Raw genomic sequence first — 7,130 nt, forward strand, 5'->3', positions numbered from 1 at the left:
AATATCAATCCATTTGATACTTTTTCCCAACTAAATGCTCCAATCCATATTCTCTTATTTTTTTAGCTGCCGTTTTATGAGTGATCCCAAGCGCTTTCGCTAATTGGTTATAGCTTGGGTAATATTGACAAGCAAACGAAAAAATTTGTTTTTCATATTCTTTGAAGGTCAGCACTTCGTTGCCAAAATTGATACTCTGTTTCTGCATTATTTTTTTATTTTCTTGACATTGAGGGTTCGAGATGTAGTAAGGTAAATCCTTGCATCGCAAAATTTCTTCATCTGCGAGATTAAATAACCGTTCAATTACATTTTGTAATTCTCTAATATTTCCTGGCCAATGGTAACTGCACAATGCTTCCATAAATCCTTTTTCATACCCTTTGATATTTTTTCCCAATCTAGCATTCAATTGTTTTCGAAACGCCTCCACCAAAAGCGGAATATCTTCTTTTCTTGCCCTTAAAGGCGGCAGATGAATTGGTACAACATTCAACCGATAATAAAGATCCTCGCGAAAACTGCCCTCATCTACCATTTTTTTGAGATCACGGTGAGTCGCGGCAATTACCCTAACATCAAGCTGAATGGGCGCATATCCGCCAATTCTTTCCACTTCCCTTTCCTGCAGTACACGTAAAATTTTTGCTTGTAAATCCAAACTTAAATCACCGATTTCATCTAAAAAAATCGTACCTTTATTAGCGAGTTCAAATTTTCCTCGATGTGTTTTATACGCTCCTGTAAAGGCTCCCTTTTCATAACCAAATAATTCGCTCTCCATTAATTGAGGAGGGATGGCTGCACAATTCACTCGAATAAATAGGTTATTCTTTCTGTCGCTTGCTTCATGAATGGCCTTAGCAACAAGTTCTTTCCCTGTTCCGCTTTCTCCTGTAATAATCACTGTCGAATTTGTTTTTGCAACCTTTGCGGCGATTGTTAAGGAATCTTTTAATGTCTCACTGTTTCCTATGATCTTATGAAATGCTTCATCAAATCCTTGATGTTTGGACAGCTCCATTTCCAAATATTTCGTTCTTTGCTCCATTAGATCAATTTTTTCGAGGAGCTTTTTAATATCATCGAATGGAGTCATGGTGGCAACTGTTCCGCGAAATTCATCGTCAACGAAAATAGGATTTATTTTTGTAATATAACTAGATTGTTGGTTTACTTGAATTAGTTTCATAATCTGATTTTGAGTGCTTTTAATATTTTCCCATTCATGTTGCCCGATTATTGATTGAATGTTTGGGACACTGTTTAATTTTTTTAACAAAACATCCATTTCATCATTTTTGTATATAAAATTTCCATTTTTATCTGTTAATCCGATTAAATCTGAGACAGATTTTAAAACAAGATTTAGTCGCTGCTGCAGCTCTTTTACTTCATTCAATTCTTTACTGATTTTCTCAATGGTAGATATATCTTGAAAAATAGCAACAGCCCCAATCGTTTTTCCATTAAAAATAATTGGCGAACGGGTTGTTAACAATGTATGATGGTTGATTTCTTGCTTTTTGGATAATTCCATTTTTCCTGTCTTCAGTACTTCATGCAATCTTGAATGGGGAATCACTTCGTCAGCGCGTTGATTGATAAGCTCATGAGGATCTTTTTCCAAAAGTTTTGCTGCAGCTGCATTGACATAAGTGATGATATTGTCGCTATTCACAACGACGATTCCATTCGGTAAAGCAGATATGGCCTCATGAAGGGTAATGGAATTTTCCATGAGAAGTCGATCTGTTTCTGCTTGCTGGGAATCTTCAAGATCCGTTTGTTCAAAAAAATCTTTTATCTGCTGGACGATTTGATCGTCTATTTTTTCTTCAAAATGCAGGATAAATTCCTCTCCTTGTCCAATCTTTAAGGACACTAAAGATAATAGATTATTCACTTGAACTTTTTTATCCTGATAGAGAACGTACGTCTTTTTTAATATCTCTTTATTTTGTATGAGATTTTGAAGCAGCGAAATAAAAGCTGCTGCCATCCGGACATGAAGACCGTTCTTTTTGTAAACTGTTAATTTAATGAACATGAAATCCCCTCCTTTTTCCATTTTAATATACTTGTTAACAGGATTACTGGAAATTTTTTTGAAATAGATAGTAGTTATGAATCTCACGATTAAAAAATTTTTTTCACCCTGTAAACGATCATGCGTGGATGTTCTCATTGCTTTGACAGCGCTTTTGTTTATGGTACAATATTAATAAGTTAATAAATTGTAGCGGAGAGAAGGAGATCCACATCAATTCCCTTTAGTCGTTTGGATGAAGGGGTGTTTTGTTGTGGATTTCTTTTTTTCTAGAGACTTGAAGCAAAGACCTCTTCTCTGTTTCAATTAAGTTTGAAAGCTGAATTCACACTGATTTTTTGCCAATAATAAAAAAGGTGGAACGAACAATGGAATATAAAGATCAAAAAATTATTCCAGCGATTCGCAATATGAAGGATTTTGAAATTTTTCTTCAGAGTTCCTATGCATATGGTGTGTTATTAGATGTCCATATTGCCCAGTTGAAAAATATCGTCAATATTTCTAAGCAGCATTGTAAAAACTTGTTATTGCATGTTGATTTAATACATGGTCTTAAAAATGATGAATACGCAACCGAATATTTATGCCAGTCCTTCAAGCCCTATGGACTGCTTTCGACAAAAGCAAGTGTCGTTTTGAAAGCGAAACAAAAAGGCGTATTGGCCATTCAACGAGTTTTTCTCATTGACTCAAACGCTTTAGAAAAAAGCTATTCCTTATTAGAAAAAACAAAACCCGATGTGATTGAGGTTTTACCTGGCGCCATGCCGAACATTATTGCTGAAATTCATCAACGAATTCAAATCCCGATCTTTGCTGGTGGATTTATCCGCAGTATTGACGATGTCAACAATGCTTTACAAGCTGGTGCTGCAGCCGTGACAACATCCAATAAGCAATTATGGAAAGAATTTGAACAGTCATAATTTATTTTGAATGCCTACCCAATTTTTCGATGCTTTAGGTTTTGGCGGCAGTTTTAGACATTCAGTTTCAGAAACGCTGTAGAAGACATGAAAGACGCAAGCCATCTTCATCAATTGAATGAAAAAAATGGCTTGTGCGATGGTGTCAATAGCGTTTTCAAACACTGATTCTTCATCAACTGAATAAAGAAAAGTTCATTATGGGGAAAAGCTTTGAATTTTAAATTCGCATACAAAAGAATTTTCAGAAGATGAAGAATATGCTATAATACATTCAAAGTTAATATTCGGTTGGAGACAAGGAGAGACCACATAGCATTACGTCTGTAGAAGAAGCGTAGTGTGTATGTGGTCTCTTTTTTTAGGACTTTTGACGGATCACAGGAGGAATAACAAATGAACAAAAATGTATTTGCTTATCAAAGACAAGAAATATTAAAAGACGTCGATGGAAAACAGTTTGATGTCATCATTATTGGCGGTGGTATTACAGGTGCAGGAATTGCACTTGATGCAACAACACGTGGAATGAAAACAGTTTTATTTGAGATGCAGGATTTTGCCGCAGGAACCTCAAGCCGTTCCACGAAGCTTGTGCACGGAGGCCTCCGTTATTTAAAACAGCTGGAAGTGAAGTTAGTCGCTGAAGTTGGGAAAGAACGCGCGATCGTCTATGAAAATGGCCCGCATGTAACTACACCTGAATGGATGCTTCTTCCGATTTATAAAGGAGGAACATTCGGTAAATGGAGCACATCCATTGGACTGAAAATTTACGATTACCTTGCTGACGTGAAGAAAAGCGAACGAAGAACGATGTTGAATGCGAAGCAAACTATTGATAAAGAACCTTTATTAAAGCAAGATGGATTATTAGGCGGAGGATATTATGTCGAATATCGAACTGACGATGCCCGCTTGACGATTGAAGTTATGAAAAAGGCAGTCGAATTCGGTGCAAAAGCGATTAACTATGCAAAGGTAGACGAATTTATTTATGAACAAGGCAAAGCCGTAGGTGTAAAAGTTGTTGATCAATTAACAGGAGAATCATATCAAGTGTTCGCAAAGAAAATTATAAATGCAACAGGCCCTTGGGTCGATACGTTACGGGAAAAAGATCACTCTTTAAAAGGAAAACATTTGATTTTGTCAAAAGGAATTCACCTTGTTTTTGACCAAAGCCGATTCCCATTAAAACAAGCGATCTATTTTGATACACCTGATGGACGAATGGTGTTTGCCATTCCGCGTGATGGAAAAACTTACGTTGGCACAACAGATACTTTCTATGATGGGGATATTGCACATCCTAAAATGACTGTTGAAGATCGAGATTATCTTATTAAGGCCATTAATTATATGTTCCCAACGGTCCATATCACCGTGGAAGATATTGAATCAAGCTGGGCCGGGCTCAGACCATTAATCCATGAAGAAGGAAAAAGTCCTTCTGAAATATCACGCAAAGATGAAATTTGGACGTCTGATTCAGGTATTATTACCATTGCCGGCGGAAAATTAACAGGATACCGTAAAATGGCAGAAACGATCGTTGATCTTGTTGCCAAATTATTAAAAGAGGAAGAAAACGAAGCATTTTCCCCTTGCAGAACGAAAAACCTGCCGATTTCCGGAGGAAATTTCGGAGGTTCAACAAATTTTGAATCGTTCGTAACTAAAAAAGTTGAACAGGGAGAAAAATTGGGATTTAGCAGAAAACAATCGGAAAGATTGGTCCGATTATATGGAACGAATGTAGACCGGGTGTTTGAACTGGCAGTTGATTTAAAGAAAGTAAGAGATGAGTTTCAATTACCGATTGATGTTTTAGCCCAGCTTCAATATGGTTTGGAAGAAGAGATGGTCGTAAAACCGGAGGACTTCTTTATCCGGAGAACGGGATCGTTATTTTTTGAAATTCATTCAGTTCACCAATGGGAGGAATCCGTTATTCAATATATGGCGAAAAACTTGGAGTGGACAGAAGAGGAGCAAAACCGTTATCGCAAAGAATTAGAAACATATCTGCACGACGCCGTCACGCCTGTTGATGAAAAACAATAATAGACAAAATATATAATGACAGCAAAGGCTTTTATTATCCGGTTATTTGAACGAAAAGGAAAAAGTAGCCGAATTTTGACAGCATCCCCCTATAAGGAGACAGTAAATATTCATCAATTTACTGTTTACTTATGAGGGGATTTTTTTCGATAATGGTGGTGTTTAACTTTGCACCAGTTATTTCTTAAATTCGTAAATACAAAAAATCATATTAAAGAAAGCTTATTATGTAAAAAGTTTTTAAGAAGTGGATATCGCAAAGTAATGCAAGGTCTAACTTATAACAGTTGTATCAAGCATTTCACATCCAGTGCACCCCAACAATTGACATAGAACCTAATTTTAATGAAATTCTTTACCCCAACATTTAGTATAGAGCCAATATAAAAAGCACGAAAAAATTTTTTGTTCGTGCCTTAAATTTACAGATTTAAAAATTTTACGCTTGATTTTTTAAAAATGTAGGCATAAAAAAATTCTCGTTTTATACGAGAAAGGTTGATAAATCAATGTATGATGCCGATGGTGGGAGTCGAACCCACACTCCCGCAAGGGAACACGATTTTGAGTCGTGCGCGTCTGCCAGTTCCGCCACATCGGCGTAATGATATTGATGCAATTCCTCACTGGTGCCGAGGACCGGACTTGAACCGGTACGGTAGTCACCTACCGCAGGATTTTAAGTCCTGTGCGTCTGCCAATTCCGCCACCCCGGCTTGTAATAATGGAGGCGGCACCCGGATTCGAACCGGGGATAAAGGTTTTGCAGACCTCTGCCTTACCACTTGGCTATGCCGCCATTATTGGAGCGGAAGACGGGATTCGAACCCGCGACCCCCACCTTGGCAAGGTGGTGTTCTACCACTGAACTACTTCCGCACTTAAATTTAAAAGGTGGCTGGGCTAGCTGGATTCGAACCAGCGCATCACGGAGTCAAAGTCCGTTGCCTTACCGCTTGGCTATAGCCCAATGATATTAATATGGGGCGACTGATGGGAATCGAACCCACGAATGCCAGAGCCACAATCTGGTGCGTTAACCACTTCGCCACAGTCGCCATCTTATAAATGGCAGGGGCAGTAGGAATCGAACCCACACCGGAGGTTTTGGAGACCTCTGTTCTACCGTTAAACTATGCCCCTATCATGGTGGAGGGGGACGGATTCGAACCGCCGAACCCTAAGGGAGCGGATTTACAGTCCGCCGCGTTTAGCCACTTCGCTACCCCTCCGATTGTAAAAAATGCCGGCGAGAGGAATCGAACCCCCAACCTACTGATTACAAGTCAGTTGCTCTACCAATTGAGCTACACCGGCATATGTATACATATAATGGTGGCTCGGGACGGAATCGAACCGCCGACACAAGGATTTTCAGTCCTTTGCTCTACCGACTGAGCTACCGAGCCTTTTATGGCGGTCCCGACGGGAATCGAACCCGCGATCTCCTGCGTGACAGGCAGGCATGTTAACCGCTACACTACGGGACCATTGGTTGCGGGGGCAGGATTTGAACCTGCGACCTTCGGGTTATGAGCCCGACGAGCTACCGGACTGCTCCACCCCGCGCCGATAAAACAATAAACACTCTTCACACAAAAATTATGTATACATATCATAACATGCTGTGGCCCTAGCGCCGAAATTCATTAATATTCATTTTATTTACTATGTACATGGTGGAGGATGACGGGATCGAACCGCCGACCCCTTGCTTGTAAGGCAAGTGCTCTCCCAGCTGAGCTAATCCTCCATGGTGACCCGTACGGGATTCGAACCCGTGTTACCGCCGTGAAAGGGCGGTGTCTTAACCACTTGACCAACGGGCCAAAAATTTCATTCTGGCGGAGAGCAAGGGATTCGAACCCTTGAGACGGCGTTGACCGTCTACACGATTTCCAATCGTGCTCCTTCGACCACTCGGACAGCTCTCCAAATGGCTCCGCAGGCAGGATTCGAACCTGCGACCGTTCGGTTAACAGCCGAATGCTCTACCACTGAGCTACTGCGGAATGTAAAAGAAGACTAGCTGATATTACTATTATGTAGAATGCCTCATTTTCTATAGGCTGAATCAAATTGAA

At 39.6% G+C, this 7,130-nt stretch carries 3 protein-coding genes and 16 tRNA genes; 2 read left to right on the forward strand and 17 right to left on the reverse strand.

The window, feature by feature from the left end:
* Window positions 1-4 precede the first annotated feature (4 nt).
* On the reverse strand, window positions 5-2,050 hold the full coding sequence (locus NSR00_RS09515; RefSeq protein WP_066250993.1) for a sigma 54-interacting transcriptional regulator: 2,046 nt from the start codon (window positions 2,048-2,050) through the stop codon (window positions 5-7).
* A 368-nt stretch (window positions 2,051-2,418) separates the two neighbouring features.
* On the opposite strand from NSR00_RS09515, the gene NSR00_RS09520 reads away from it, so the two are divergent.
* Window positions 2,419-2,979: a glycerol-3-phosphate responsive antiterminator gene (locus NSR00_RS09520; RefSeq protein WP_063387204.1), complete on the forward strand. Its 561-nt coding sequence runs from the start codon at window positions 2,419-2,421 to the stop codon at window positions 2,977-2,979.
* Window positions 2,980-3,375: 396 nt separating this feature from the next.
* On the forward strand, window positions 3,376-5,046 hold the full coding sequence (locus NSR00_RS09525) for a glycerol-3-phosphate dehydrogenase/oxidase (protein WP_340788338.1): 1,671 nt from the start codon (window positions 3,376-3,378) through the stop codon (window positions 5,044-5,046).
* Between the two features lie 517 nt (window positions 5,047-5,563).
* Here NSR00_RS09525 and NSR00_RS09530 read toward each other — a convergent pair.
* From NSR00_RS09530 to NSR00_RS09605, 16 genes are all read right to left on the reverse strand, one after another.
* Window positions 5,564-5,647 (reverse strand) — tRNA-Leu (locus tag NSR00_RS09530).
* A gap of 26 nt (window positions 5,648-5,673) precedes the next feature.
* Window positions 5,674-5,762 (reverse strand) — tRNA-Leu (locus tag NSR00_RS09535).
* 9 nt (window positions 5,763-5,771) lie between these two features.
* Window positions 5,772-5,845, reverse strand: a tRNA-Cys gene (locus tag NSR00_RS09540).
* Between the two features lie 5 nt (window positions 5,846-5,850).
* Window positions 5,851-5,925 (reverse strand) — tRNA-Gly (locus tag NSR00_RS09545).
* A gap of 16 nt (window positions 5,926-5,941) precedes the next feature.
* A tRNA-Gln gene (locus tag NSR00_RS09550) sits at window positions 5,942-6,016 on the reverse strand.
* A 12-nt stretch (window positions 6,017-6,028) separates the two neighbouring features.
* A tRNA-His gene (locus NSR00_RS09555) sits at window positions 6,029-6,104 on the reverse strand.
* A gap of 11 nt (window positions 6,105-6,115) precedes the next feature.
* A tRNA-Trp gene (locus tag NSR00_RS09560) sits at window positions 6,116-6,189 on the reverse strand.
* Window positions 6,190-6,193: 4 nt separating this feature from the next.
* Window positions 6,194-6,278: transfer RNA gene (locus tag NSR00_RS09565), tRNA-Tyr, on the reverse strand.
* A 12-nt stretch (window positions 6,279-6,290) separates the two neighbouring features.
* A tRNA-Thr gene (locus NSR00_RS09570) sits at window positions 6,291-6,363 on the reverse strand.
* Between the two features lie 16 nt (window positions 6,364-6,379).
* Window positions 6,380-6,455: transfer RNA gene (locus tag NSR00_RS09575), tRNA-Phe, on the reverse strand.
* 5 nt (window positions 6,456-6,460) lie between these two features.
* Window positions 6,461-6,536 (reverse strand) — tRNA-Asp (locus NSR00_RS09580).
* Window positions 6,537-6,538: 2 nt separating this feature from the next.
* A tRNA-Met gene (locus NSR00_RS09585) sits at window positions 6,539-6,615 on the reverse strand.
* Window positions 6,616-6,723: 108 nt separating this feature from the next.
* Window positions 6,724-6,799 (reverse strand) — tRNA-Val (locus NSR00_RS09590).
* Between the two features lies 1 nt (window position 6,800).
* A tRNA-Glu gene (locus NSR00_RS09595) sits at window positions 6,801-6,875 on the reverse strand.
* Window positions 6,876-6,888: 13 nt separating this feature from the next.
* A tRNA-Ser gene (locus tag NSR00_RS09600) sits at window positions 6,889-6,980 on the reverse strand.
* 3 nt (window positions 6,981-6,983) lie between these two features.
* Window positions 6,984-7,058 (reverse strand) — tRNA-Asn (locus NSR00_RS09605).
* Between the last annotated feature and the right edge of the window lie 72 nt (window positions 7,059-7,130).

This window comes from Aeribacillus sp. FSL K6-8394, assembly GCF_038008865.1.
Classification (GTDB): domain Bacteria; phylum Bacillota; class Bacilli; order Bacillales; family Aeribacillaceae; genus Aeribacillus; species Aeribacillus composti.